This is a genomic window from Pseudomonas alloputida, assembly GCF_021283545.2.
Classification (GTDB): Bacteria; Pseudomonadota; Gammaproteobacteria; order Pseudomonadales; family Pseudomonadaceae; genus Aquipseudomonas; species Aquipseudomonas alloputida.
Genome location: NZ_CP128540.1, coordinates 97916 through 122500, shown reverse-complemented (window position 1 = coordinate 122500; position 24585 = coordinate 97916). Strand labels below are relative to the sequence as shown.

Annotated in this window: 23 protein-coding genes (1 of these 23 running past the window's edge); 19 read left to right on the top strand and 4 right to left on the bottom strand. The window is 61.5% G+C overall.

The window, feature by feature from the left end; genetic code table 11:
* On the bottom strand, positions 1 to 1192 hold the 5' portion of the coding sequence (locus LU682_RS00590; RefSeq protein WP_010951548.1) for a CaiB/BaiF CoA transferase family protein. Its footprint begins 29 nt before the window's first position; 1192 of the gene's 1221 nt are visible here — the first part of the coding sequence; its start codon is at positions 1190 to 1192; the stop codon falls past the left edge of the window.
* A gap of 13 nt (positions 1193 to 1205) precedes the next feature.
* Entirely contained in the window at positions 1206 to 2387 is a 1182-nt protein-coding gene (locus tag LU682_RS00585; RefSeq protein WP_010951547.1) for an acyl-CoA dehydrogenase, read from the bottom strand.
* A gap of 160 nt (positions 2388 to 2547) precedes the next feature.
* On the opposite strand from LU682_RS00585, the gene LU682_RS00580 reads away from it, so the two are divergent.
* The 10 genes from LU682_RS00580 to LU682_RS00535 all read left to right on the top strand — a co-directional run bounded on the left by LU682_RS00580 (position 2548) and on the right by LU682_RS00535 (position 12358).
* Complete coding sequence (locus tag LU682_RS00580; RefSeq protein ID WP_010951546.1) at positions 2548 to 3465, top strand: LysR family transcriptional regulator; 918 nt, start codon at positions 2548 to 2550, stop codon at positions 3463 to 3465.
* A gap of 419 nt (positions 3466 to 3884) precedes the next feature.
* The gene (locus LU682_RS00575) at positions 3885 to 5006 is read left to right on the top strand and encodes a Re/Si-specific NAD(P)(+) transhydrogenase subunit alpha (RefSeq protein ID WP_232914918.1); all 1122 of its coding nucleotides are present in this window, start codon (positions 3885 to 3887) and stop codon (positions 5004 to 5006) included.
* Positions 5007 to 5017: 11 nt separating this feature from the next.
* Positions 5018 to 5332: an NAD(P) transhydrogenase subunit alpha part 2 gene (locus LU682_RS00570; protein ID WP_003252914.1), complete on the top strand. Its 315-nt coding sequence runs from the start codon at positions 5018 to 5020 to the stop codon at positions 5330 to 5332.
* Between the two features lie 2 nt (positions 5333 to 5334).
* Complete coding sequence (locus LU682_RS00565) at positions 5335 to 6771, top strand: NAD(P)(+) transhydrogenase (Re/Si-specific) subunit beta (RefSeq protein ID WP_003252919.1); 1437 nt, start codon at positions 5335 to 5337, stop codon at positions 6769 to 6771.
* Positions 6772 to 6957: 186 nt separating this feature from the next.
* Positions 6958 to 8451 (top strand): succinyl-CoA:acetate CoA-transferase ScpC, encoded by a 1494-nt coding sequence (gene scpC, locus LU682_RS00560; protein ID WP_003252922.1) that lies wholly within the window; start codon positions 6958 to 6960, stop codon positions 8449 to 8451.
* 373 nt (positions 8452 to 8824) lie between these two features.
* Positions 8825 to 9040 (top strand): DUF1127 domain-containing protein, encoded by a 216-nt coding sequence (locus LU682_RS00555; protein WP_003252924.1) that lies wholly within the window; start codon positions 8825 to 8827, stop codon positions 9038 to 9040.
* 308 nt (positions 9041 to 9348) lie between these two features.
* Positions 9349 to 9666, top strand: a complete 318-nt coding sequence (locus LU682_RS00550) for a DUF2388 domain-containing protein (RefSeq protein ID WP_014589278.1) — start codon at positions 9349 to 9351, stop codon at positions 9664 to 9666.
* Between the two features lie 89 nt (positions 9667 to 9755).
* The gene (locus tag LU682_RS00545; protein ID WP_010951544.1) at positions 9756 to 10049 is read left to right on the top strand and encodes a DUF2388 domain-containing protein; all 294 of its coding nucleotides are present in this window, start codon (positions 9756 to 9758) and stop codon (positions 10047 to 10049) included.
* Between the two features lie 36 nt (positions 10050 to 10085).
* A complete protein-coding gene (locus tag LU682_RS00540) occupies positions 10086 to 10406 on the top strand; it encodes a DUF2388 domain-containing protein (RefSeq protein WP_003252932.1) in 321 nt (106 codons plus the stop codon).
* On the top strand, positions 10403 to 12358 hold the full coding sequence (locus tag LU682_RS00535; protein ID WP_232914919.1) for a DUF7844 domain-containing protein: 1956 nt from the start codon (positions 10403 to 10405) through the stop codon (positions 12356 to 12358). Before LU682_RS00540 ends, LU682_RS00535 begins: the two co-directional genes overlap by 4 nt.
* A 38-nt stretch (positions 12359 to 12396) precedes the next feature.
* On the opposite strand, the gene LU682_RS00530 is transcribed toward LU682_RS00535, so the two are convergent.
* Entirely contained in the window at positions 12397 to 12798 is a 402-nt protein-coding gene (locus LU682_RS00530) for a GFA family protein (protein ID WP_049588409.1), read from the bottom strand.
* A gap of 267 nt (positions 12799 to 13065) precedes the next feature.
* On the opposite strand from LU682_RS00530, the gene LU682_RS00525 reads away from it, so the two are divergent.
* From LU682_RS00525 to LU682_RS00485, 9 genes are all read left to right on the top strand, one after another.
* Positions 13066 to 14373 (top strand): CitMHS family transporter, encoded by a 1308-nt coding sequence (locus tag LU682_RS00525; RefSeq protein ID WP_010951541.1) that lies wholly within the window; start codon positions 13066 to 13068, stop codon positions 14371 to 14373.
* Positions 14374 to 14442: 69 nt separating this feature from the next.
* A complete protein-coding gene (locus LU682_RS00520; protein ID WP_049588412.1) occupies positions 14443 to 15213 on the top strand; it encodes a TerC family protein in 771 nt (256 codons plus the stop codon).
* Positions 15214 to 15495: 282 nt separating this feature from the next.
* Positions 15496 to 17154, top strand: a complete 1659-nt coding sequence (locus LU682_RS00515) for a Na/Pi cotransporter family protein (protein WP_010951539.1) — start codon at positions 15496 to 15498, stop codon at positions 17152 to 17154.
* 30 nt (positions 17155 to 17184) lie between these two features.
* Positions 17185 to 18591 carry a M16 family metallopeptidase gene (locus LU682_RS00510; protein ID WP_010951538.1) on the top strand — a complete coding sequence of 469 codons (1407 nt, stop codon included), beginning with the start codon at positions 17185 to 17187 and terminating at the stop codon, positions 18589 to 18591.
* Positions 18592 to 18684: 93 nt separating this feature from the next.
* Complete coding sequence (locus LU682_RS00505) at positions 18685 to 19710, top strand: DUF5924 family protein (RefSeq protein WP_010951537.1); 1026 nt, start codon at positions 18685 to 18687, stop codon at positions 19708 to 19710.
* A 131-nt stretch (positions 19711 to 19841) separates the two neighbouring features.
* Positions 19842 to 20975 carry an ABC transporter permease gene (locus LU682_RS00500; RefSeq protein WP_010951536.1) on the top strand — a complete coding sequence of 378 codons (1134 nt, stop codon included), beginning with the start codon at positions 19842 to 19844 and terminating at the stop codon, positions 20973 to 20975.
* On the top strand, positions 20972 to 21763 hold the full coding sequence (locus LU682_RS00495; protein WP_010951535.1) for an ABC transporter ATP-binding protein: 792 nt from the start codon (positions 20972 to 20974) through the stop codon (positions 21761 to 21763). The genes LU682_RS00500 and LU682_RS00495 overlap by 4 nt, the downstream gene beginning before the upstream one ends.
* Positions 21764 to 21766: 3 nt before the next feature.
* The gene (locus tag LU682_RS00490; RefSeq protein WP_010951534.1) at positions 21767 to 22705 is read left to right on the top strand and encodes an MlaD family protein; all 939 of its coding nucleotides are present in this window, start codon (positions 21767 to 21769) and stop codon (positions 22703 to 22705) included.
* The gene (locus LU682_RS00485) at positions 22702 to 23337 is read left to right on the top strand and encodes an ABC-type transport auxiliary lipoprotein family protein (protein WP_010951533.1); all 636 of its coding nucleotides are present in this window, start codon (positions 22702 to 22704) and stop codon (positions 23335 to 23337) included. Before LU682_RS00490 ends, LU682_RS00485 begins: the two co-directional genes overlap by 4 nt.
* On the opposite strand, the gene LU682_RS00480 is transcribed toward LU682_RS00485, so the two are convergent.
* On the bottom strand, positions 23319 to 24548 hold the full coding sequence (locus LU682_RS00480) for a nucleoside recognition domain-containing protein (RefSeq protein ID WP_010951532.1): 1230 nt from the start codon (positions 24546 to 24548) through the stop codon (positions 23319 to 23321). The two genes, LU682_RS00485 and LU682_RS00480, sit on opposite strands and share 19 nt — an antisense overlap.
* Positions 24549 to 24585: the final 37 nt, after the last annotated feature.

Genomic DNA, 24585 nt, shown 5'->3' with positions numbered 1-24585 from the left:
GTACCTCGCCAGCATCCAGCCCCAACACTTCCCCCAGCACCACTTCGGTATGCTCGCCCAGCAGTGGTGGCGCCCGGCGATACTCCACTGGCGTCTCCGACAACCGTATCGGGCTCGCAACTTGCGGCACACTACCCGCCAATGGATGCGGGATATTCAACGCCAACCCGCGCGCCAGCACCTGGGGGTCCTGGAACATCTGCGCCAGGTTATTGATAGGCCCACATGGCACTCCTGCAGCCTCCAACTGGGCCACCCACTCAGCCGTGGTCTTGAACACCGTAGCCTGGCGAATCAAAGGTATCAGCTCAGCCCGGTTGGCGACCCGCAGCTTATTGGTAACGAACCGAGGGTCCTCCGCCCATTGCGGCTGCCCGGCCACCTCAGCGAACTTGCGGAACTGGCTGTCATTACCGACGGTAAGAATGAAATCGCCATCTGCCGTCGGAAAGTCCTGGTAAGGGACTATATTAGGATGCGCATTACCCAGCCGACGGGGAGGGGTGCCCGTGGTCAGGTAGTTCATCGCCTGGTTCGCCAGACAGGCCACCTGCACATCAAGCAATGCCATGTCGACATGCTGGCCGACCCCTGTCTGATCCCGATGGGCGAGGGCAGCCAGCATGGCGACCGCGGAATACAACCCGGTCAGAATATCGGTAAGCGCCACACCCACCTTGACCGGCCCTGCGCCTTCTTCACCCTCCGGACGGCCGGTCAGGCTCATCAGCCCACCCAACCCCTGGATCATGAAGTCATAGCCAGCGCGCTTGGCATAGGGCCCGGTCTGACCGAAGCCGGTAATGGAGCAATAGATGAGCTGCGGGTTTACCGCCTTGAGGCTCTGGTAGTCCAGGCCATAGGCAGCCAGCCCACCCACCTTGAAGTTCTCTATGACGATATCGCACTTCGCCGCCAGCTCCCGCACCAGCCGTTGCCCCTCCGGCTGGGTAAAGTCGATGGTCACTGAGCGCTTGTTGCGGTTGGCCGACAAGTAGTAAGCCGCCTCACTGGTGTCCTCACCTTCGACATCCTTGAGGAAAGGCGGCCCCCATGAGCGGGTATCGTCGCCACTGCCTGGGCGCTCGACCTTGATCACGTCGGCACCAAGGTCAGCCAGAATCTGACCAGACCACGGGCCGGCCAACACGCGCGAAAGGTCTAGCACCCGCAGATGTGATAGCGCGCCCATGGCTTGCTCCTTATTAATAGAACGCCTGGATACCAGTCTGCGCACGCCCCAGGATAAGTGCATGCACGTCGTGGGTACCTTCATAGGTGTTGACCACCTCCAGGTTAACCAGGTGGCGGGCCACACCAAACTCGTCGGAGATGCCATTGCCGCCCAGCATGTCACGCGCCATACGGGCGATATCCAGCGCCTTGCCGCAGGAATTGCGCTTCATGATGGAGGTGATTTCCACCGCAGCCGTCCCTTCATCCTTCATGCGCCCCAGACGCAGGCAGCCCTGCAGCGCCAGGGTGATTTCGGTCTGCATGTCGGCCAGCTTCTTCTGTATCAACTGGTTGGCGGCCAGTGGACGACCAAACTGCTGACGATCCAGGGTGTATTGGCGGGCGGTGTGCCAGCAGGCTTCAGCGGCACCCAGCGCACCCCACGAAATACCATAGCGAGCCGAATTCAGGCAGGTGAACGGGCCCTTGAGGCCACGCACGTCCGGGAAGATGTTCTCTTCTGGCACGAACACATTGTCCATGACGATTTCGCCAGTGATCGAGGCGCGCAGGCCAACCTTGCCATGAATTGCCGGGGCACTCAGGCCTTGCCAGCCTTTTTCCAGTACAAAGCCACGGATATCGCCCGCATCATCCTTGGCCCACACCACGAACACATCGGCGATGGGGCTGTTGGTGATCCACATCTTGCTGCCGGTCAGCCGGTAGCCACCGTCGACCTTTCTCGCCCGGGTAATCATCGAGCCAGGATCGGAGCCATGGTTAGGCTCGGTCAAACCGAAGCAACCGATCCACTCGCCACTGGCAAGCTTGGGGAGGTACTTCTGCTTTTGAGCTTCGGTGCCAAATTCGTTGATCGGCACCATCACCAGCGACGACTGCACACTCATCATCGAGCGGTAACCCGAGTCGATGCGTTCCACTTCGCGAGCAATAAGGCCGTAGCACACATAGTTCAGGCCGCTGCCACCGTATTGCTCGGGGATGGTTGCACCCAACAGGCCGACTTCACCCATCTCGCGGAAGATCGCGGGGTCGGTCTGCTCGTGACGGAAGGCCTCGAGCACACGCGGCGCCAGCTTGTCCTGGGCGAACTGATAAGCGCTGTCACGCACCATGCGCTCTTCTTCAGTGAGCTGCTGATCCAGCAGCAACGGGTCGATCCAGTTGAAACTTGCTTTACCGACCATGAGCGAATCCTCGAAATAGGGGTCAGTTTCTTGTGCCTTTGAGCCTAGGCCTGATCGGCTGCGGCGACAAACGAGGATTGCGCACCGATTAGTGATATTTTGTCACTCCGTAAATCGGCAAAACGCCTTATTGACAGCCTTACAAGTGAGGTTGACGTACATGCGCCGTAAGATCCCCAGTACCGCCGCCCTGATTTGCTTCGAGGCGGCAGCCCGTAACGAGAGCTTTACCAAGGCTGCCCAGGAACTCGCGCTGACCCAGGGTGCCGTCTGTCGGCAGATCGGTGGCCTGGAAGCGTTCCTTAATGTGGAACTGTTCCGTCGCTCGCGCCGCGGCGTAAGGCTGACCGAAGCCGGCCTGTCCTACAGTCGCCAGGTGGCGGCCCAACTGGACGCTGTGGAGCGCGATACCTTGTCGGTAATGCGCCAGCAAGGCGCCAATGTGATCGAGCTGGCGGTAGTTCCGACGTTTGGCACTCAATGGCTGCTACCACGGCTCAAGGACTTCCAGCAGCGCCACCCGGAGGTCACAGTCAACCTCACCAACCGCACCCGGCCATTCCTGTTTGCCGACACTACCTTCGATGCCGCCATCTATTTTGGTGATGCGGACTGGTCAGGCACCCAGTCGCACCAACTGATGGGTGAAAACCCGGTACCTGTGTGCAGCCCGGCGCTGCTGAACGGCCAAGGCATGCTCGAGGCACGCCACATCGCGCAGCTACCACTGCTGCAACAGAGCACACGCCCGTATGCCTGGCGGCAATGGTTCGGCAGTGTGGGCATGAATGTGGAGCGCGACATGACAGGCCCGCGCTATGAACTATTCTCGATGCTCGCCCAGGCGGCCATGCACGATATGGGCATTGCCCTGATACCACCGTTCCTGATCCAGCGAGAGTTGGAGGAGGGAAGGCTGGTGGTCGCTAACAGGCATGCCCTGAGTAGCGACAAGGCCTACTATCTGATGATTCCAGAGCGCAAGGTGGAGTCGGCGTCGCTACGCGCCTTTCGCGACTGGCTGGTAAGCCAGGCTCAGGCCTACATAAATAGCTCAGGGACAAACGCGGCAAATTGACCCTGTAGTCAATTATTTTAAACACCTACAGATGTATGTATATGTCGCATATTCGCAAACTGTAACGCAAGCACAAAAACACCCTTTAACCGTGCTCAGTACGCGGCTTTGCGGGTTATTTTGCGACATCCAACTAGTCGTAAGCGAATTGGCCGCTTTTTTTTTGATTTTTTCTCCTAATCTGCCAATGGCGCATGTTTGACGGGCTGCAACCCTATCGCTGCGACAAGCGGTCACAGGGTGACTTGTAGTTTTGACTTCGTTTCGCTCCAGAACCGGTTGAAGGCCTTCGGGTTCGTCTGCAAAATGCTTCGCCCCGCCCGGGATCCGGCGGGTTGGCGCTCCACAGCCGCCCCAGCGCACCATCCGAAGTGTGTTGGCTTCTACAAAGACAAAAGGTCACCGCAGGAGAAATAGTCGTGCACATTGGTGTTCCTCTCGAGACGCAGACCGGTGAGACAAGGGTCGCTGCGACCCCCGAAACCATCAAGAAACTGATTGGCCAGGGCCATCAGGTCACCGTTCAACGGGGGGCAGGGCTCAACGCCGCCATTCCGGACAGTGCCTATGAAGCCGTGGGTGCTTCCCTTGGGAGCGCCGCCGATGCCTACGGCGCCCAATTGGTACTCAAAGTGGTCGCCCCCAACGACCAGGAACTGGCCCTGATCAACAGCGGCAGCCTTCTGGTGGGCATGCTCAACCCCTTCAACGGTGAACTGATCGGCAAGATGGCCGAACGCGGCATTACCGCCTTCGCCCTGGAAGCCGCGCCGCGAACCTCGCGGGCGCAGAGCCTGGACGTGCTGTCGTCGCAGGCCAACATCGCCGGCTACAAGGCCGTGTTGCTGGCAGCCCATCACTACCCACGCTTCATGCCAATGCTGATGACCGCTGCCGGTACCGTTAAGGCCGCCCGAGTGCTGGTACTGGGCGCCGGCGTTGCCGGCTTGCAGGCCATCGCCACACCCAAGCGCCTGGGTGCGGTGATCGAAGCATCCGACGTTCGCCCGGCAGTGAAAGAGCAGATCGAATCACTGGGTGCAAAATTCATCGACGTGCCATACGAGACCGACGAGGAGCGAGAATGCGCCGAAGGTGTTGGCGGCTATGCCCGACCAATGCCGGCCAGTTGGATGCAGCGCCAGGCGCAAGCCGTGCACGAGCGCGCCAAGCAGGCGGATATCGTCATCACCACCGCGCTGATCCCCGGACGCAAGGCGCCGACCCTGCTAAGCGCCGAAACCGTGGCGCAGATGAAGCCCGGCTCGGTGGTCATCGACCTGGCTGCAGCCCAAGGCGGCAACTGCCCGCTGACCGTCGCAGACCAGGTGGTGCAGGAGAACGGCGTGATCATCGTCGGCCCGACCAACCTGCCGGCCCAGGTGAGTGCCGATGCCTCGGCACTGTACGCACGCAACCTGCTGGACTTCATGAAGCTGCTGTTCGACAAGGATGGCGCGCTGATCATCAACCTCGAAGACGACATCGTCGCGGCCTGCCTGATGTGCCGTGATGGTCAGGTCGTCCGCAAAAACGGCTAAGGAGCACGACAATGGAAGACATGCTGATTTCCCACGGCATCTACAACCTGATCATTTTCGTGCTGGCCATCTATGTGGGCTACCACGTGGTGTGGAACGTCACCCCGGCGCTGCACACCCCACTGATGGCGGTCACCAATGCCATCTCGGCAATCGTCATCGTCGGCGCCATGCTGGCCGCGGCCCTGACCGTGACCCCAGCTGGAAAGCTGATGGGCACCCTGGCCGTGGCCCTTGCCGCAGTCAACGTGTTCGGTGGCTTTCTGGTCACCCGCCGCATGCTTGAAATGTTCAAGAAGAAAACCAAGAACGAGGCGAAGAAGTAAGCATGAGCATGAATCTGGTAACGCTCCTCTACCTCGTCGCCTCGGTGTGCTTCATCCAGGCGCTCAAGGGCCTGTCGCACCCGACCACCTCGCGGCGCGGCAATCTGTTCGGCATGATCGGCATGGGGCTCGCCATCCTCACTACGGTTGGCCTCATTTATAAGCTTGGGGCTGAACTTGCCACAGCCGGTATCGGCTATGTCATCGTCGGCCTGCTGGTCGGCGGCACCGCCGGTTCGATCATGGCCAAGCGCGTCGAAATGACCAAAATGCCCGAACTGGTCGCTTTCATGCACAGCATGATCGGCCTGGCCGCGGTGTTCATTGCCATCGCCGCCGTGCTGGAGCCACAGTCGATGGGCATTGTGGCTGCCATCAGCGATCCGATCCCCACCGGTAACCGCCTGGAACTGTTCCTCGGCGCCGCCATTGGTGCCATTACCTTCTCCGGTTCGGTGATCGCCTTTGGCAAGCTGTCGGGCAAGTACAAGTTCCGCCTGTTCCAGGGCGCACCGGTACAGTTCGCGGGCCAGCACAAACTGAACCTGATCCTTGGCCTGACCACCATCGCCCTGGGCCTGCTGTTCACTTTCACTGGCCACTACAGTGCCTTCACCCTGATGCTGGTCCTGGCCTTCATCATGGGTGTGCTCATCATTATTCCGATCGGCGGCGCCGACATGCCAGTGGTGGTGTCGATGCTCAACAGCTACTCGGGCTGGGCAGCGGCCGGCATCGGCTTCTCGCTGAACAACTCGATGCTGATCATCGCCGGTTCCCTGGTAGGTTCGTCCGGTGCCATCCTCTCGTACATCATGTGCAAGGCGATGAACCGTTCGTTCTTCAACGTCATCCTTGGCGGCTTCGGTGGCGATACCGACACTGGCGCGGCGCAAGGTTCGCAAGAACAGCGGCCGGTGAAGTCCGGTTCGGCTGACGATGCCACCTTCCTGCTCAGCAACGCCGACAGCGTGATCATCGTTCCGGGCTACGGCCTGGCGGTAGCCCGCGCACAACACGCGCTGAAAGAGCTGACCGAGAAGCTGACCCACAACGGCGTGACCGTGAAGTATGCGATTCACCCGGTGGCGGGCCGTATGCCCGGGCACATGAACGTACTGCTGGCCGAGGCTGAAGTGCCGTACGATCAGGTATTCGAAATGGAAGACATCAACGCCGAGTTCGGACAGGCCGACGTGGTGCTGGTACTGGGCGCCAACGACGTGGTCAACCCGGCGGCGAAGAACGACCCCAAGTCGCCAATCGCCGGCATGCCGATCCTCGAAGCGTTCAAGGCCAAGACCATCATCGTCAACAAGCGCTCGATGGCCAGCGGCTATGCCGGCCTGGACAACGAACTGTTCTATCTGGACAAGACCATGATGGTGTTCGGTGACGCCAAGAAGGTCATCGAGGACATGGTCAAGGCGGTGGAGTGACACCAGCCGCTGCAAACCAGCTGATATAAAGGAAGCCCCGGTCAGAATCTGCCGGGGCTTTTCTTTTATTGATCCGGATCAACGACTCAAATACAAGGCTTCTCATACGACCATGGTCGTGGGACGGCAATGGGCGAAATCTCTAGACTGCGCTGCAGTAGTTTCAGTAGCCCGAGATAACAATCCATGTACCGTGATCGTATCCGCTTGTCCTCCCTGCACAGCAAGGTAATGAGTGCGGCTGATGCCGCTGGTCTGATCGAGGACGGCATGACTGTCGGCATGAGCGGCTTCACCCGCGCCGGCGAAGCCAAGGCCGTACCGCATGCATTGGCCGAACGTGCCAAGCAATCGCCACTGAAAATCAGCCTGATGACCGGCGCCAGCCTGGGCAATGACCTGGACAAACAACTGACCGAGGCCGGTGTGTTGGCCCGCCGCATGCCGTTCCAGGTCGACAGCACCCTGCGCAAAGCCATCAATGACGGCCAGGTGATGTTCATTGACCAGCACCTGTCGGAAACCGTCGAGCAACTGCGCAACCAGCAGCTGAAGCTGCCGGACATCGCGGTCATCGAAGCCGTGGCCATCACCGAGCAAGGCCACATCGTGCCAACCACTTCGGTGGGCAACTCGGCCAGCTTCGCGATCTTCGCCAAGCAGGTGATTGTGGAGATCAACCTCTCGCACAACACCAACCTCGAAGGCCTGCACGACATCTATATCCCAACCTACCGCCCGACTCGCACGCCAATCCCGCTGGTCAAGGTAGACGACCGTATCGGCAGCACCGCGATCCCGATCGATCCGGCCAAGATCGTCGGTATCGTCATCAGCGACCAGCCGGACTCGCCGTCCACTGTGCTGCCGCCAGATGATGAAACACAGGGCATCGCCGACCACCTGATCAACTTCCTCAAGAAGGAAGTGGATGCAGGCCGTATGACCAACAAGCTCGGCCCGCTGCAAGCCGGCATTGGCAGCATTGCCAATGCGGTGATGTGCGGCCTGATCGAGTCGCCGTTCGAAGACCTGACCATGTACTCCGAAGTGCTGCAGGACTCCACCTTCGACCTGATCGATGCCGGCAAGCTTAGCTTCGCATCCGGCAGCTCGATCACCCTGTCGACGCGCCGCAATGCCGATGTGTTCGGCAACCTGGAGCGCTACAAGGACAAGCTGGTGCTACGCCCGCAGGAAATCTCCAACCACCCGGAAGTGGTACGTCGCCTGGGCATCATCGGTATCAACACCGCACTGGAGTTCGATATCTACGGCAACGTCAACTCCACCCACGTCTGTGGCACCAGGATGATGAACGGCATCGGTGGCTCCGGCGACTTCGCCCGTAACGCCCACCTGGCAGTGTTCGTCACCAAGTCGATTGCCAAAGGCGGGGCGATTTCCAGCGTGGTGCCAATGGTCAGCCATGTCGACCACACCGAGCACGACGTGGACATCCTGGTCACCGAGCAGGGCTTGGCGGACCTGCGTGGCCTGGCGCCGCGCGAACGGGCGCGAGCGATCATCGACAACTGTGTGCACCCAGACTATCGCGCTGCGCTGAACGACTACTTCGACCGCGCCTGCCAGCGTGGCGGCCATACACCGCACATCCTGCGCGAAGCCCTGAGCTGGCACGAAAACCTGGAAGAAACCGGGCGCATGCTGGCCAGCTGATCCGGATGTGGTACGGAACGGCGGCCCTGCTTCCGCTGTTCCGGCCTCTTCGCGGGCTTGCCCGCGAATGGGCCATAACAGTCAAACCCTTCTATCACTACGCCACCCCTCTACTAGCAGCATAATCTGTACTACTGTGCTGGTTCTTTCAGACCTTCCCGACTGACAAATCCCCTTCTTCGAATCAAAACGCACCAAATAAGTGCGGACCAGTACAGTTACGCCTATTTCGAGTGCAACAGTAGGGTTACACAGTTAACTGAGCCATCGTCTTTCCACCGAACTGTATCTACTGTTATGGACGACAGAGGAGGATCATTGGCATCAGTTAAATCACTACCTAATGCCGCCATAAGCGGAAGGATGAAGCATCATGGAACGTACCCTCAGTTCCGGTCTGGTTTTTGAAAGCAACGCCCAGCAATCCAACACTTCGCTGCCACTGCGCGCATTGTCGACCCTGCTGCTGTGGCAGCGCCGTATGACCAGCCGTCGTCAACTGGCTCGCCTGGACTCCCGCCTGCTGGCAGACGCCGGTATCAGCGAGTCGCAGCGTTACGAAGAGCTGAGCAAGCCTTTCTGGCGCTAAGCTCCCGGCTTGCCGGCTTCGCCGGCACCGTGAATTTCTCAAACCCGTTGCAGGTGACTGCAGCGGGTTTTTTATTGCCCGAGAGACGCGCAGTCGCGTGCTTCAGATTGCGACCAGTACAGTTTTACAAAAATTAAAATTCGCCTTAACAGTTGTCTGGCACAGCAGTCGTTGTCATCTCTACGCAGCACTGCGTGATACGCTTGGCCTAACCGTCTGCTAGAACCCGTTGATGAAAACGTACCGTGACGAGCCCTGCAAACGTCCGATACAGCAGAACCAACCTGACCTACCCAGGAGTCCACATCATGAACCGTAAACACCTGCTTGGCGCCGCCCTGCTGCTTGGCCTGGCTGGCACTGCCAATGCCACCAGTTTCGTTGTCACCACCGACGCGGTAGTGGGCGCCGTTGCTGCCTCCACCGACGCCACATCCGACGTGAGCTCTTCCTTCCGCGACGACAAGATTGTCCAGGCAGCCCGCGATGACGCAGCCAGCTTCGTCGGCACTCAGGGCGCTATCCGCGGCGCCCGACTGGAAAGCGCCTTTGTGCACATCCGTTCGAACATGCCGGCCCTGCAAGCCAGCGATGCACAGCTGGCCCAGGCCATCCTGGCACTCTGATACGCGCCATGCACAACAGGTGCGTTGGCTTCGGCCCTCGCACCTGAGGTAGGCTTCGCCGTTCATTTTTCCAGCCTTCAAGAAAGCTCATGCGTTATCTGTTGCCATTGCTGTTCGCCGCCGCAGGCATGGCCAGCGCCCATGCCATGGATACCACCACACAAAGCCTGGTCATCACCGGCTATGTCACCAGCCAGGTCACAGTCGCACCATTCGATCGCAAACTGCTTACACAGGCCCGCGACGATGCCGCCGCATTCGTTGCCAGCGACGGGCTGATCCGTGGTGCACGCCTGGAAGCCGCCCTGGAATCATTACGCCACAATTGCGCACGGCACGCCGTCGGCGATCTGGAACTGGCGCAGGCAATTCTCGTCCAATAACTACATCTGACTCCCTGTATTTTTCGGAGATGCTCCATGCGCAAACCGCTGATTGCCGCTTCCCTCGGCATGCTGCTGCTGGCCGACCTGGCCCAGGCACAGACCCTGGTGGCCACCAGCAACATCATCGTGCGTGCCTTTGGCCGTTCGATCGACTTCACCTCAGACACCACCACCTCGATCCGCGACTCCAAAGTGGTGCGCGAAGCCCACGACGACGCTGCAAGCTTCGTCGCCAGCAACGGTGACATCCGCGGCGTACAACTCGAGGCGGCCTTCAATACCCTGCGCGAGCGAGTACCGGAAGCGCGCGGCGCCAGCGACCAGGTATTGGCTGAAGCCATACTCGCACTGTGAAGCGCGTGCGTGCCTGGCTGCTTGGCTGCGCCCTGACGCTGCTCGGCACGCCCGCCTTGGCCGACCTGCAGCTTGAGCTGCAGGCGTCCGGCCTCGACCCACAACAAACTAAAGCCTCCCAAGCCCTGCTCGACGAGGCCATGGGCAAGCTGCCACCGCGCTTCAAGCAACAGCTGGACCGCCGCGTGCGGGTCAGCTGGAGCGACAACATGCCTGCCGACGCCTATGGGCAGGCATCACTGCTATCCACCCTCGAGCTCAACCGCCGCTTGCTGCCCAGCCTCGCCGATGGCAGCGCCGCCGCTAAGCGCACCGACCGCCCACATGGCACGGTGCGTGAAGAGCTGCTGGCCACCGTGCTGCACGAGCTCACCCATCTCTACGACCGTGCCCGCCTGTGGCCCAGCGCCGAAAATGCGCTGATTGCACGCTGCAAACGCCAGCAAGGCACGCTGGGCAAGGTCGGCCTGCCGGAAGAATGCCGCGGGCAGGCCGAGCGCCGCTTCACCCTGAGCGACGACCCACGCCTGCTCGACCTGGCCGGGTGGCAGCAGTACGTGGGCCGACGAGGCGAGCGCGAACAGCACAATGGCCAATTCGTGCGCAGCCCCGACAGCTATGAGTTGAGCAGCCCCAAGGAATACATCGCGGTCAACATGGAGTATTTCCTCCTCGACCCGAGCTACAACTGCCGTCGCCCGGCGCTGTATCAGTACCTTCGCGAACACTTCGGCTGGGCACCCCAACAGGACACCTGTGCCAAGGGCCTGCCATTCATCAATGCCGGCAGCGACTTCGCCCGCCAGCCCCTAGGTGAAATAGACCCGGAAAGGGTCTACGAAGTGGACTATCTGCTGGCTGAAGCCAATCAGAACCTGGTCAGCCGCTGGGGGCACAGCATGCTGCGCCTGGTGATCTGCAAGCCGGGCCGCCCACGCGGACCAGACTGCCGCCTGGACCTCGATCAAAGCCTGGTGCTGTCGTACCGCGCCTTCGTCAACGACGTGCAACTGTCCAGCTGGGACGGCCTTGTCGGCAACTACCCGTCGAGGCTATTCGTGCTGCCGCTGGGCCAGGTGATCGACGAATACACCAAGACCGAGCTGCGCAGCCTGGCCTCGGTGCCCTTGAAGCTCAACCGCGACGAAATCGAGAACCTGGTGCGCCAGGCCGCCGAGATGCACTGGAGCTATGACGGCAACTACTGGTTCCTGTCCAACAACTGTGCCGTGGAGTCGTTGAAGCTGCTGCGCAGCGGCACCGCCAATCCACGCCTCAACGACCTGGACAGCATCATGCCCAACGGTTTGCTGGCCGTGCTCAAGGGCAGGGGACTGGCAGATACCAGCGTGCTTGATAACCCGCGCGAAGCGTTACGCCTGGGCTACCGCTTCGATTCTTACCGCGACCGGTACCAGGCCATGTTCGAGGTGCTGAGAAAGCAGTTACCAATCAAGCAAGCTCTGGTTGAAGACTGGCTGGCCCTCAATGCCGAGCAGCGCCGTAGCTGGTTCGCCAAGGCTGACCTGCGCACCAGCGCGGCACTGCTTCTGCTTGAACAGGCCAGCCTGCGCCGGCAGCTTCTGCTGGCCCAGGACGAGGTCAAGCAGCGTTACCTGAATGCCGCAGCCTTGAAGGATGGCAGCATCAACAAAGCCGATGCCACGCTCAAGCAAATGCTTGCCAACAGCGGTTTTCTCAGCCGCCCGGCAGAGTTGCTCGATTCCAAAGGCTACGGACTGCCGCAGCCAGAAGAGCGCAAGCACCTGGAGCAGGTGAGCAGAGAGCGCCAGGCACAGCTGTTGCGCTTGAGCACCAGCCTGGACAAAGAGGTGAGGGCGCTGCTGGAGCCGTCGCGAGCCAAGGAAATCGCAGCGGTCGAGGCCAACGTGAAGCAGATCGGCCAGCACTTGCGGGCGTTGCACAAGGCTGCTGGTGGCCTGCAGTTGTGATGTATGAAGGGCTGGCCCTTTCGCGGGCGAGCCCACGCCTACAGGCGCTCCTCATCTTCCGAGGGCAAATCCTCATCCAGATGCAACCAAGGCAACCGGCTGCCTGCCCAGATATGTCGGTTGGCTCGTACCCGCTCAGGGTGATCCAGCGTCGCCACCGTCACATCGATCGTCTGCGGGCTATGCGTGGTCACCAGCGCCACATGCGCCCCACACTGCCCACAGAAGTAGCGGCTGCAACTGGCAGGCGCCACATAGCAGCTCGGCTCGCCCGTTAACCACTGGAACCCAGAACGGGGCAGGGTAAGCCAGGTGACCACCAGTCCACCGCTGACCCGCCTGCAGATCGAACAATGACAGTGGGCAATGTCCGTCAGGTTGCCCTCCAGCCGATAACGCAGGGCTCCACAATGGCAGCCACCTTCGGTTACATCCTGCATCACCTACCTCTCGTCACCTTTGCTTCAGCGAAAGCTGGCTGAAAGCTTGCCCTTTTAGGATAGCGCCCACTACCGGCACAAGACCGGTCAGCCAGGGCACCCGGTCAATACCGCGCCCGGCCCAATCAACAACAACAATGGTGATTCTGATGTATTCCTGTGCCCGCCTTTTCGTAGTCCCCCTCCGCATGCTCCCCGCACAGCGCCCTACGCGCTGATACGCCCGAATCGACTGTCCTTTCGCCGCGCCACGCCTGGAGTATTGCCATGCTGACCTTCCTCGGCTTTGCCATGGTCATCACGTTCATGTACCTGATCATGACCAAGCGCCTTTCGGCCTTGATCGCGCTGATTCTGGTACCGATCCTGTTCGCCCTGTTCGGTGGTTTTTCCGCCAAGATCGGCCCCATGATGCTAGAGGGCATCAGCAAGCTCGCACCTACCGGCGTGATGCTGATGTTCGCCATCCTCTATTTCGCCCTGATGATCGATTCCGGCCTGTTCGACCCGGCCGTTCGCAAGATCCTCAAGCTGGTCAAGGGCGATCCGCTGAAAGTCTCGGTCGGCACCGCTGTACTGGCCCTGGTGGTCTCGCTCGACGGTGACGGTGCCACCACCTACATGATCTGCTGCGCCGCCATGCTGCCGATGTACAGCCGCCTGGGCATGAGCCCGCGGATCATGGCCGGCCTGATCATCCTTGCCGGCGGCGTGATGAACATGACCCCATGGGGTGGGCCGACCGCGCGTGCTGCCAGCGCCCTGCACGTAGACCCGTCAGACATCTTCGTACCGATGATCCCGGCCATGTTGTTCGGTGTACTGGCGATCCTGGCCATTGCCTACATGTATGGCAAGCGTGAGCGTGCCCGCCTGGGCGAACTGCATCTGCCTACCGACGACATCGACCACAGCGAAATCACCGTCTCGCAGTACCCGGACGCACGCCGGCCCAAGCTGCTGTACTTCAACGGTGCCCTGACCGCTGCCCTGATGGTCGCGCTGATCGCCGGCCTGCTGCCGCTGCCAGTGCTGTTCATGATTGCCTTCAGTATCGCCATGATCGTCAACTACCCGTGCCTGCAACAGCAGAAGGACCGCATCGCCGCCCACGCCGGCAGCGTACTGGCCGTGACCGGGCTGATCTTCGCCGCCGGCATCTTCACCGGCATCCTGTCCGGCACCGGCATGGTCGACGCCATGTCCAAGAGCCTGCTGGCGGTCATCCCCGAGGCGCTGGGCCCATACCTGGCCGTGATCACCGCGATCGTGAGCATGCCGTTCACGTTCTTCATGTCCAACGATGCATTCTACTACGGCGTGCTGCCGGTGCTGGCCGAAGCCGCCAGCCACTATGGCATCACCCCGGTGGAAATGGCCCGTGCGTCGATCGTCGGGCAGCCGGTACACCTGCTCAGCCCGCTGGTACCCTCCACCTACCTGCTGGTAGCCCTGGCCGGTATCGAGTTCGGCGATCATCAGCGCTTCACGCTCAAGTGGGCAGTGCTGGTATGCCTGTGCATAATGCTCGGCGCACTGCTGATGGGGATTTTCCCGCTGTTCAGTAGTCTTTAATACATCCGTATCACGTACGCGACGCGCCCTGACCGGGGCGCGTTGCCATTACCGCTCGAAGGAAAATACATGGAATGGCTGACCAGCCCGGAAATCTGGGTTGCCTTTTTCACCCTTACCGCGCTTGAGATCGTCCTCGGTATCGACAACATCATCATGATCTCGATTCTGGTCAGCCGCATGCCCAAGCACATGCAGCCACGCACCCGGATCTTCGGCCTGGCCCTGGCCATGGTCACCCGTATCATGCTGCTGCTGTCGATTACCTGGGTCATGCGCCTCACCGCCGACCTGTTCGTGGTCTTTGGCCAAGGCATCTCCGGGCGTGACCTGATCCTGTTCTTCGGTGGCCTGTTCCTGCTGTGGAAGAGCTCGCAAGAGATCTACCACGGTCTGGAAGGCGAGGACGAGAACGTAGAGGAGCCCAAAGGCGCAGGTGGCAAGTTCTTCTACACCATCATCCAGATCGCCATCATCGACATCGTGTTCTCGCTGGACTCGGTGATCACCGCTGTGGGCATGGTTTCCCACGTACCGGTGATGATCGCCGCCATCGTTGTGGCCGTGCTGGTGATGATGCTGTGCGCCGGCGCCATCAGCAATTTCATCGACAAGCACCCGTCGCTGAAGATGCTCGCGCTGTCGTTCCTGATCGTGGTCGGTACTGTACTGATCGCTGAAGCGTTCGAAGTGCATGTGCCGAAGGGCTATGTCTACTTCGCCATGGCCTTCTCGCTGGCGGTGGAAGCCATCAACATCCGCATGCGCACCGCCATGGCCCGCAAGGATGGCAAGGATCATGAACCGGTGAAACTGCGCAAGGACATTCCGGGTCAATAAGGCCAAGGAAGTGCAGCACAACAAGGGCCCTTCGCAGGGCCCTTTTTAATGCCTTTTTTCTGTGCGTTTTTTCCTGCGCGTTGTCACTGTGGTGGCTTGCCCGCGAAGCAGCCCCCACGGGCAGTCATTCGTTTCAAGATCTGTTTCAAATAAATGACTGCCATGCGAAGCTGGCGACAGCTGGGCAAAACAGCTAAAGCTTTGAGTGAGCACCGAAAATTCTTCAAACGCTCACGTTTCTTTTCTTGGCCCGATGGGCCTATGCAACAGGGGGCCTTCGCCATGCTGACCCTGCTCAACCTGCTCTCGGCCGTAACGCTTCTGGTCTGGGGTACCCACATTGTGCGCACCGGTATCCTCCGGGTATTCGGCTCGAACCTGCGACGCATCATCAGCCAGAACATGGACAAGCGCCCGCTGGCATTCATCGCCGGTATTCTGGTCACGGCCATGGTTCAAAGCAGCAACGCTACGGCCATGCTGGTCACCTCGTTCGTCGGCCAAGGCCTGATGGCCATGACCCCGGCGTTGGCGATCATGCTGGGTGCCGATGTGGGTACCGCACTGATGGCCCGGGTACTGACCTTCGACCTGTCCTGGCTGTCGCCACTGCTGATCTTCCTTGGCGTGATCTTCTTCCTTTCGCGCAAGCAGACACGGGCCGGCCAACTGGGCCGGGTGGGCATCGGGCTTGGCCTGATCATCCTGGCACTCGAACTTATCGTGCAGGCAGCGGCGCCGATCACCCAAGCCCAAGGCGTGAAAGTGCTGTTTGCCTCACTGACCGGCGACATCATGCTCGACGCTCTGGTCGGGGCAATGTTCGCCATGATTTCCTATTCCAGCCTGGCCGCCGTTCTGCTCACAGCGACACTGGCCGGCGCCGAACTGATCAGCCTGCCGGTCGCCATCGGGCTGGTGGTCGGCGCCAACATCGGCAGCGGGCTGCTGGCCTTCATCAGTACCAGCATGCAGAACGCCGCCGGGCGCCGGGTGGCCTTGGGCAGCCTGCTGTACAAGCTGATCGGCCTGGTGCTGATCATCCCTGTGCTGCACCCGCTGGTGGCATGGATGGACTCGCTGAGTTTCAGCCCTCAGGAACTGGTCATCGGCTTTCACCTGCTCTACAACACGCTGCGCTGTCTGATCATGCTGCCCACGGTCAAACCGATGGGTCGGCTGTGCAACGCCCTGCTACCTGAACGGGAAATCGGCAATGGTCAGGTGCGCCCGCGCCACCTTGACGCCTCGGCCCTGGAAACGCCCAGCCTGGCCCTGGCCAACGCCGCCCGCGAGACCTTGCGCCTGGGGGACATCGTCGACAGCCTGCTCGAAGCCATGCTTGGAGCTCTGCGTGGCACCCAGACCGCCTTGCCACAGCAAGTTCGCGCCTTGGGCGAAGACGCCGAAGCCCTGTACAGCGCAATCAAGCTGTACCTGGCGCAGATGTCACGGGAAGACCTCAGCGAACAGGACAACCGCCGCTGGGCCGAAATCATCGAGCTGTCAATTAACCTCAAACTCGCCTGTGACCTGATCGAACGCATGCTGCGCAAGGTCCAGCAGCAGAAAACCAGCCAGCGACGGGAGTTTTCCCAGGTAGGCCTGGAAGAGCTGACCGGCCTGCAGGAGCAATTGCTGGCCAACCTGCGCCTGGGCCTGTCGGTGTTCCTCAGTGCCGACCCGGAAAGCGCCCGCTTGCTGCTGCGGGAAAAACGCCGGTTCCGTGCCCAGGAACGGCGCCTCGCCCACGCCCATGTCAGCCGCCTGCAGCGCAAGGTCGTGCAAAGTATCGAGACCAGTTCGCTACACTTGGAGCTGATCGCCGACATGAAGCGGTTGAACTCTTTGTTCTGTAGCAGTGCCTATGTGGTACTGGGCGGCTCGGACACCGGAGGGCTGATGCTCGACAGTGTGCCCGATGAAGCCCGCCTGCCGTGATTTCTCCTAGCTGAGGACCCTCGCTCGCCCATGCGTTGCCTGATGTTCGTTTGCCTGCTGATCTGCAGCCTGCCCTCGTTCGCCCTCGACCGCTCGCGGGTTGAAGGCTACCTGTTGCCCAATGGTCTGCAGGTCATCCTGAAAGACGGCTACGAACGTGACCATGTGGCGATTCGTCTGGTGGTCGGCGTGGGCCTGGATGATTTCGACTGCGAGCAGAAAGAGCTGCCACACCTGCTTGAGCACCTGCTGTTCAGTGGCATCGACGAAACAGGCGAAGGCGGGCTGGAAGAGCGCCTGCAAGCGCTCGGCGGAGAGTGGAACGCCTATACCAGCAGTGCCGACACAACCTTTGTCATCGAGGCCCCGGCACGCAACCAGCGCAAGGTCCTCGACCTGCTGTTGGCAGTCATCCGCGATACCACCATCGACGCCAAGGCCCTGGCCACCGCCAAGCGCATCATAGAGCGCGAGGACGGCGGCCACTATGGCCATCTGCAGCGCTGGCTCGACCGCCAGGACATCGGCCACCCCGCCAGCGACCAGTTGGCCACCGAGCTGGGGCTGAAATGCCCGGAGCGCTCCAACCTCGACGACATGACCTTGGCGCAAGTTCAGGCGTTGCGTGACCGCTGGTACGCCGCCAACAACATGACCCTGATCATGGTCGGTGGCCTCGACCGCCTGCTTCCGGCCTATCTGGAGCGGTCGTTTGGCGAACTGCCCGCCACTGAACCCGAAGAGCGCCGCAACCTTGAAAGCATCACCCGACAGGCCGAGCAGCGTCGCAACCTGACCCGCGGCTGGCTGGGTGATGGCGTCAAATTGCACTGGCTGTTCATCGAGCCGGTGCTGGACAACGACCACCAAGCCACCCTCGACCTGCTGTCGCGCTACCTGGACTGGGCGCTGTACGACCAGCTGCGCCTGCGCAACGAGCTGTCCTACGGCCCCTCCGTGCAGCGTGAGAGCTTTGGCGACACCGGCCTGCTCAGCCTCAATGCGGACCTTGAGCGCGATGACATCGACAAGGCTGTCAAGGTGATGCAGGCCCTGTTCGACCACCTGCGCAAGGAAGGCCTGGACCCGGACACCTTCGCCCGCATCAAGGAAGCCAGCATCGCCAAGGAAAGCTGGAGCACCCAAGGCAACAGCGCCTTGGCCGACTACTACTGGGGGGCGCTGAACGACTATACCGACGGGCGCTTTGCCAACCCGATGCGCAAGCTGCGCCAGGTCAGCCTGGAACAGGCCAACGAGGCATTGAAGGATCTGCTCAAGGAAGATGGCTATGTGCGCATCGAAAAGCCGTTGCTAGGCTATGACGAGCTCTACGGGTTGATGGCCTTGCTTGTGGGGCTGGGCCTGGCGGCGGGGCTGTTGCGCTGGCGGCGGCATGGACCTGAACGGCCCAGTGGTGCTACACGGCAGCGGTAAATCGGCGGTATCCTTTTGCCAGTACCGACCCTTTCGCGGGCTTGCCCGCGAAGAGGCTGGCACAGCCACCTCACTTTTCTGTCGTAGCCCCCAATGCCCCAAATCCCCCATATCGTCCAGCGCATCATCGAACTACTCAAGCGCTACCCGGGCATCATTGCGCTCGGCGGTTTCCTCTCCGGTATCGGCAGCTTCATCCTGGTCGACCGCCAGGCTGGCCTGGCCAGCTGGGTCGCCGTGCTCATGCTGGTCAGCTGGGTCTGGCTGATGCTGGAGAACACCCTCACCGGGCTGTTCGCGCGCACTTTCAACCGCGAGATTCCTCAGCCGCTGCTGCGCTACGCAACGCAGATGATCCACCAGGAAACGCTGTTCTTCGTGCTGCCGTTCTTTTTCATCACCACCACCTGGAACAGCGGTCAGCTGGTCTTCACCGGCTTGCTCGGCGCCGCTGGCCTGGTTTCGATCACCGACCCGCTGTACTACAAGTGGCTGGCACCACGGCGCTGGCTGTTCCTGGCGCTGCATACCCTGACGTTGTTTGCCGCTCTGCTGACCGCGCTACCGATCATCCTGCACCTGACCACCGCACAAAGCTTCAAGCTGGCCCTGATCGCGGCCATGGCTCTGTCATTCCCCAGCCTGGCCAGCAGCTTCCCGATCAGCAACTGGCGCCGCGCCGTGGCACTGGTGCTGGTTACCCTGTCGGTCGGTGCCGGCGGCTGGCTGCTGCGCTCCTGGGTACCGCCGGCAACCCTGTGGATGACCGAGGTGGCGGTGAGTACCGAAGTAATGAACCGCCAACCGGGCGACTCGCTGGACGAAATTGCCGCCAGCCGCATCCGCAGCAGTGGCCTGTATGCCTACACCGCCATCAACGCGCCACGCGGCCTGAACGAGCGGATCTACCACGTGTGGCAGAAGGACGGCCAAGAGGTCGACCGCATTGCCCTGGACATCCACGGCGGGCGCAAGGAAGGCTATCGTGCCTGGACCCACAAGCAGAACTTCCCGCCCAACCCGGTAGGCAAGTGGCAGGTGAGGGTGCTGACCGAGGATGGGCAAGTGATCGGCGTGCTGCGGTTCAAGGTGGTCAATGATGCCCCCGCGGGTAGTTGACCCCCTGCCTTGCGCAGCACAAGGCGGCTGCAGGTCACTGTTGCCAAGCGTACACACAGCACATAATCACCAAACAGCCCATGCCCCCTGCGCTATGATCAGCCCCTAAGCCTTAGCGCCGAGTCAATTGCATGGAGCCTATGACCAACCCCAGCGCCACCCTGGACACCAGCAGCCAACCGGCCTGCCTGCGTATTACCGGTGACTGGACCCTGGCACACTACGCCAACCTCAAGCGCGAGAGCGAGCGCCTGCGCTCGCATTGCCCTGCCGACACCGTCGCCGACCTCAGCCAGCTGGGCCGCCTGGACACTGCCGGCGCTTCGCTGCTGGCCGAACTGCTAGGCTCCGAGCGCCTGTCGCACTGCACCCACGCGCTGCCTGAAGCCAGCCAGGCGCTGCTGAAAAACGTCTACTGCTCGGTCCAGGATTACTGCATCCCGGTCAAGGAGCCCGAGCGCAATGTGCTGTTGCTGCTGCTGGAGCGTATCGGCCGCGCCGTCGGCACGCTGTGGCAGGACAGCATGCAGCTGCTTGGTTTCGTCGGTGTGATTCTGGAAACCTTGCTGCGCCGCGCCTTCCAGCCACATCGCTGGCGCTTCACTCCTGTGGTGGCACATATTGAGCAGACCGGGCTGGACGCCGCGCCCATCGTTGCGTTGCTGACCTTTCTGGTAGGCGCCGTAGTCGCTTTTCTCGGTGCCACGGTGCTGGCCGACTTCGGCGCGACCATTTTCACCGTCGACCTGGTTGCGTTCTCGTTCCTGCGCGAGTTCGCCGTGCTGCTGACAGCCATTCTCATGGCCGGCCGCACTGCCAGCGCGTTCACCGCGCAGATCGGCTCGATGAAGGCCAACGAAGAAATTGACGCCATCCGCACGCTGGGCCTCAACCCCATGGAGCTGCTGGTGGTGCCGCGGGTACTGGCCCTGCTGATTTCGCTGCCGTTGCTCACCTTTGTCGCCATGATCTGCGGCATCGTTGGCGGGGCGGTGGTATGCGCCCTGACACTGGATATTTCGCCGGCCATGTTCCTGTCGCTGCTGCAAAGCGACATTGGCGTGCAGCACTTCCTGGTAGGCCTGGCCAAGGCACCGTTCTTTGCCTTCCTGATCGCCGCCATCGGCTGCCTGGAAGGCTTCAAGGTCAGCGGCAGCGCCGAGTCGGTGGGGGCACACACCACCTCGGCAGTGGTGCAGTCGATTTTTGTGGTCATCGTGCTGGATGCGGTGGCAGCGCTGTTCTTCATGGAGATGGGCTGGTGAGTGGCCAGAATTGCGTAATCGAAGCCCGCGGCATCTGCAACCGCTTCGGCCGCCAGGTGGTGCATGAAAACCTTGACCTTGACCTGTACCGCGGCGAAATCCTCGCCGTGGTAGGCGGTTCAGGCAGCGGCAAATCGGTGCTTCTGCGCAGCATCATTGGGCTGCGCCGGCCCAATGAAGGGCAGATCAAGGTGCTCGGCCAGGACCTGACCGGCCTGCGCGAAGAACAGCGTTCACTGGTCGAGCGGCGCTTTGGCGTGCTGTTCCAGAAGGGGGCGCTGTTCTCTTCGCTGACGGTGACCGAAAACGTGGCCTTGCCGCTGATCGAGCACGCTGGGCTGTCTCGTAGCGATGCCGAGCACCTGGCCGGGGTGAAACTGGCCCTTGCCGGGTTGCCGATCTCGGCTGCCGACAAGTACCCGGCCTCGTTGTCGGGGGGCATGATCAAGCGCGCAGCGCTGGCCCGCGCCTTGGCCCTGGACCCGGACATCCTGTTCCTCGACGAACCCACGGCTGGCCTGGACCCGATCGGTGCCGCGGCATTTGACCAGTTGATCCTTACCCTGCGCGATGCGCTGGGCCTGTCGGTGTTCCTGATCACCCACGACCTCGACACCCTGTACACCATCACCGACCGCATCGCGGTGCTGTCGCAAAAGAAGGTCCTGGTGGCCGGCCCGCTGGCCGAGGTCGAGAAGACCAACGACACCTGGATCCAAGAATACTTTCACGGCCCACGCGGGCGCGCAGCCGAACAGGCTGCCACCCGTGCCGGGCAGGAGCGCTGAGCAATGGAAACCCGAGCCCATCACGTCCTCATAGGCCTGGTCACCGTTCTGGTGGTGACAGGGGCCATGCTGTTCGGCCTGTGGCTGGCCAAGTCCAGTGTCGACGACGCCTTCAAGGATTACGAAGTGGTGTTCAACGAAGCCGTGTCCGGCCTTTCTCCCGGCAGCACGGTCCAGTACAACGGCATCAAGGTGGGCGATGTGTCCACCCTGCGTCTGGACCCGAAAGACCCGCGCCGGGTACTGGCACGCGTGCGCCTGAGCGCCGATACCCCCGTGAAGGAAGACACGCAGGCCAAGCTGACCCTGGCCGGCGTCACCGGCAACTCGTTCATCCAGCTCAGCGGCGGCACCCCGCAAAGCCCCGAGCTTAAAGGCAAGGATGGCAAGCTGCCGGTGATCATCGCTTCGCCATCGCCAATCTCGCGTCTGCTCAACGACAGCAGCGACCTGGTGACCAACATCAACATGCTGCTCCATAACGCCAACCAGATGTTCTCCGAGGACAACATAGGCCACCTCAGCAACACGCTGGCCAACCTCGACAAGACCACCGGCGCCTTTGCCGGCCAGCACGGCAGCATCGCCGAGGCCATCGCACAGCTGGTGCAGGTGGGCAAGCAGGCCAGCGCCACTCTGGCCGAAACCCAGGCATTGATGCGCAATGCCAACGGCCTGCTGGATAGCGAAGGCAAACAGGCGATCGGCAGCGCCGAACAGGCCATGCAGTCACTGGCCCAAAGCACGGCAACCATCAATAACCTGCTCCAGAACAACAGCGAGGCTATCGGTGACGGCGCCCAGAGCCTGAACCAGCTTGCCCCGGCCATTCGTGAACTGCGCGAAACCCTGAACGCACTCAAAGGCATTTCCCGGCAACTGGAGGCCGACCCAAGCGGCTATCTGCTTGGCCGCGACAACAACAAGGAGTTCCAGCCATGAATCCGTCGCTGCGCCTGCTGACCCTGGCGGCCTCGCTGAGCCTGGCCAGTGCCTGCTCGATCCTGCCGCAGAGCGAACCTGTGGATCATTATCGCCTGCCGGTGAACCAGCCCAGCCGCACAGCGCCGCCGCTGGACTGGTCATTGCGCCTGAACAAGCCGCTGGCCAGTGAAGTGTTGGCCGGGCCAAGGATTGCCGTGGTTCCCCAGGGCAATGTGGTGAGCAGCTACAAGGGCGCGCGCTGGAGCGATGCGGCCCCGGTGCTGCTGCGTAACCGCTTGCTCGACGGGTTCCAGCGTGAGGGCCAGGTACAGCGCCTGAGCGCTGACGACAGTAACCTGCAGGCAGACTACGAACTGGCCGGCGAGCTGCAGGCCTTTCAGAGTGAATACCGCACGGATGGGGCAGTGGAGGTGGTGATCCGCTATGACGCTCGCTTGGTCCAGGGCCGCAACCAACGCATCCTGGCCAGCAAGCGCTTCGAAATCCGCCAACCGCTGGACGACAAACAGGTATCAGCAGTGGTCGCCGGCTTCGGCCAGGCCAGCGACCAGCTGGTGGGGCAAGTCGTGAACTGGACCATCACCCAGGCCAATCAGGCACAACTGAAGCTTCAGGCAAAGAACCAGTAGCAGACGAAGATCGCCGCGACTACCCCTGAAAACTCGGCCAGCAGTGCGCAACCGACCGCATGGCGCACGCGCTGGATGCCCACGGCACCAAAGTACACGGCCAGTACGTAGAAGGTGGTTTCGGTGCTGCCCTGAATCGTCGCTGCCACCAAGGCAGGGAAACTGTCCACGCCTTGGGTCTGCATGGTCTCGATCAGCATTGCCCGCGCTGCGCTGCCAGAGAACGGCTTGACCAGCGCGGTGGGCAGGCCCTCGACGAAGCGCGTGTCCAGGCCCATCCAGCTAACCGCATGGCGGATACCGTCCAGGGCCAGCTCCAGGGCACCAGAGGCGCGCAGCACACCCACCGCCACCAGCATCGCCACCAGGTAGGGCAGCAGGCTCTTGGCCACATCGAAGCCTTCCGTGGCGCCTTCGACAAAGGCTTCATACACCTTCACCCGTTTCAGGGCGCCCACCACCAGGAACAGCATGATCACGCCAAACAGCGTGAGGTTGCCCAGGAGCGACGACAGGCTGGCCAGCGCGGCGGCCGACAGGGTGCCAAGAAAAGCCATGAAGCCTCCCAGCAGCAAAGCGCCGGGGATGAAGTAGGCAAGCACCACCGGGTCCCACAGACGCAAACGCTGCATCACTGCCACCGACAGCAGACCAACCAGGGTCGAGACGCTGGTCGCTAGCAGGATCGGCAGAAACACCATGGTCGGGTCTGGCGCGCCTTGCTGGGCCCGGTACATGAAGACGGTTACCGGCAGCAGGGTCAGCGACGAGGCGTTGAGCACCAGGAACAGGATCTGCGCGTTGCTCGCGGTAGTGCTGCCGGGGTTCAGCTCCTGCAGCGCGCGCATGGCCTTCAGGCCAATCGGCGTAGCAGCGTTGTCCAGTCCCAGGCCGTTGGCAGCGAAGTTCATGGTGATCAGGCCCAGGGCTGGGTGGCCGGGCGGCACCTCCGGCATCAGGCGGGCGAACAGCGGGCCTAGCACCTTGGCCAGCCACTCGACGATACCGGCCTTCTCGGCGATCTTCAGAAAGCCCAGCCACAGGGTCAGTGTGCCGAACAGCAGCACCATCACCTCGACCGACAGCTTGGCCATGGCGAAGATGCTTTCGACCATTGCCGCGAAGATGCCTGCGTTGCCACCCACCAGCCATTGGGCCATGGCGGACACCGCCGCCACCAGGAAAAAGCCGAGCCAAAGGCCGTTGAGCATCCGTATGTTCCCCCTGAAAAGTGCCCGAATAATAGCG

Coding starts and splice junctions, on each gene's coding strand:
- LU682_RS00505 (WP_010951537.1), top strand. CDS start 18,685: ATGCCCCAAATCCCCCATATCGTCCAGCGCATCATCGAACTACTCAAG.
- scpC (WP_003252922.1), top strand. CDS start 6,958: ATGTACCGTGATCGTATCCGCTTGTCCTCCCTGCACAGCAAGGTAATG.
- LU682_RS00585 (WP_010951547.1), bottom strand. CDS start 2,387: ATGGTCGGTAAAGCAAGTTTCAACTGGATCGACCCGTTGCTGCTGGAT.
- LU682_RS00485 (WP_010951533.1), top strand. CDS start 22,702: ATGAATCCGTCGCTGCGCCTGCTGACCCTGGCGGCCTCGCTGAGCCTG.
- LU682_RS00555 (WP_003252924.1), top strand. CDS start 8,825: ATGGAACGTACCCTCAGTTCCGGTCTGGTTTTTGAAAGCAACGCCCAG.
- LU682_RS00480 (WP_010951532.1), bottom strand. CDS start 24,548: ATGCTCAACGGCCTTTGGCTCGGCTTTTTCCTGGTGGCGGCGGTGTCC.
- LU682_RS00525 (WP_010951541.1), top strand. CDS start 13,066: ATGCTGACCTTCCTCGGCTTTGCCATGGTCATCACGTTCATGTACCTG.
- LU682_RS00570 (WP_003252914.1), top strand. CDS start 5,018: ATGGAAGACATGCTGATTTCCCACGGCATCTACAACCTGATCATTTTC.
- LU682_RS00540 (WP_003252932.1), top strand. CDS start 10,086: ATGCGCAAACCGCTGATTGCCGCTTCCCTCGGCATGCTGCTGCTGGCC.
- LU682_RS00545 (WP_010951544.1), top strand. CDS start 9,756: ATGCGTTATCTGTTGCCATTGCTGTTCGCCGCCGCAGGCATGGCCAGC.
- LU682_RS00490 (WP_010951534.1), top strand. CDS start 21,767: ATGGAAACCCGAGCCCATCACGTCCTCATAGGCCTGGTCACCGTTCTG.
- LU682_RS00500 (WP_010951536.1), top strand. CDS start 19,842: ATGGAGCCTATGACCAACCCCAGCGCCACCCTGGACACCAGCAGCCAA.
- LU682_RS00550 (WP_014589278.1), top strand. CDS start 9,349: ATGAACCGTAAACACCTGCTTGGCGCCGCCCTGCTGCTTGGCCTGGCT.
- LU682_RS00580 (WP_010951546.1), top strand. CDS start 2,548: ATGCGCCGTAAGATCCCCAGTACCGCCGCCCTGATTTGCTTCGAGGCG.
- LU682_RS00520 (WP_049588412.1), top strand. CDS start 14,443: ATGGAATGGCTGACCAGCCCGGAAATCTGGGTTGCCTTTTTCACCCTT.
- LU682_RS00565 (WP_003252919.1), top strand. CDS start 5,335: ATGAGCATGAATCTGGTAACGCTCCTCTACCTCGTCGCCTCGGTGTGC.
- LU682_RS00510 (WP_010951538.1), top strand. CDS start 17,185: ATGCGTTGCCTGATGTTCGTTTGCCTGCTGATCTGCAGCCTGCCCTCG.
- LU682_RS00515 (WP_010951539.1), top strand. CDS start 15,496: ATGCTGACCCTGCTCAACCTGCTCTCGGCCGTAACGCTTCTGGTCTGG.
- LU682_RS00530 (WP_049588409.1), bottom strand. CDS start 12,798: ATGCAGGATGTAACCGAAGGTGGCTGCCATTGTGGAGCCCTGCGTTAT.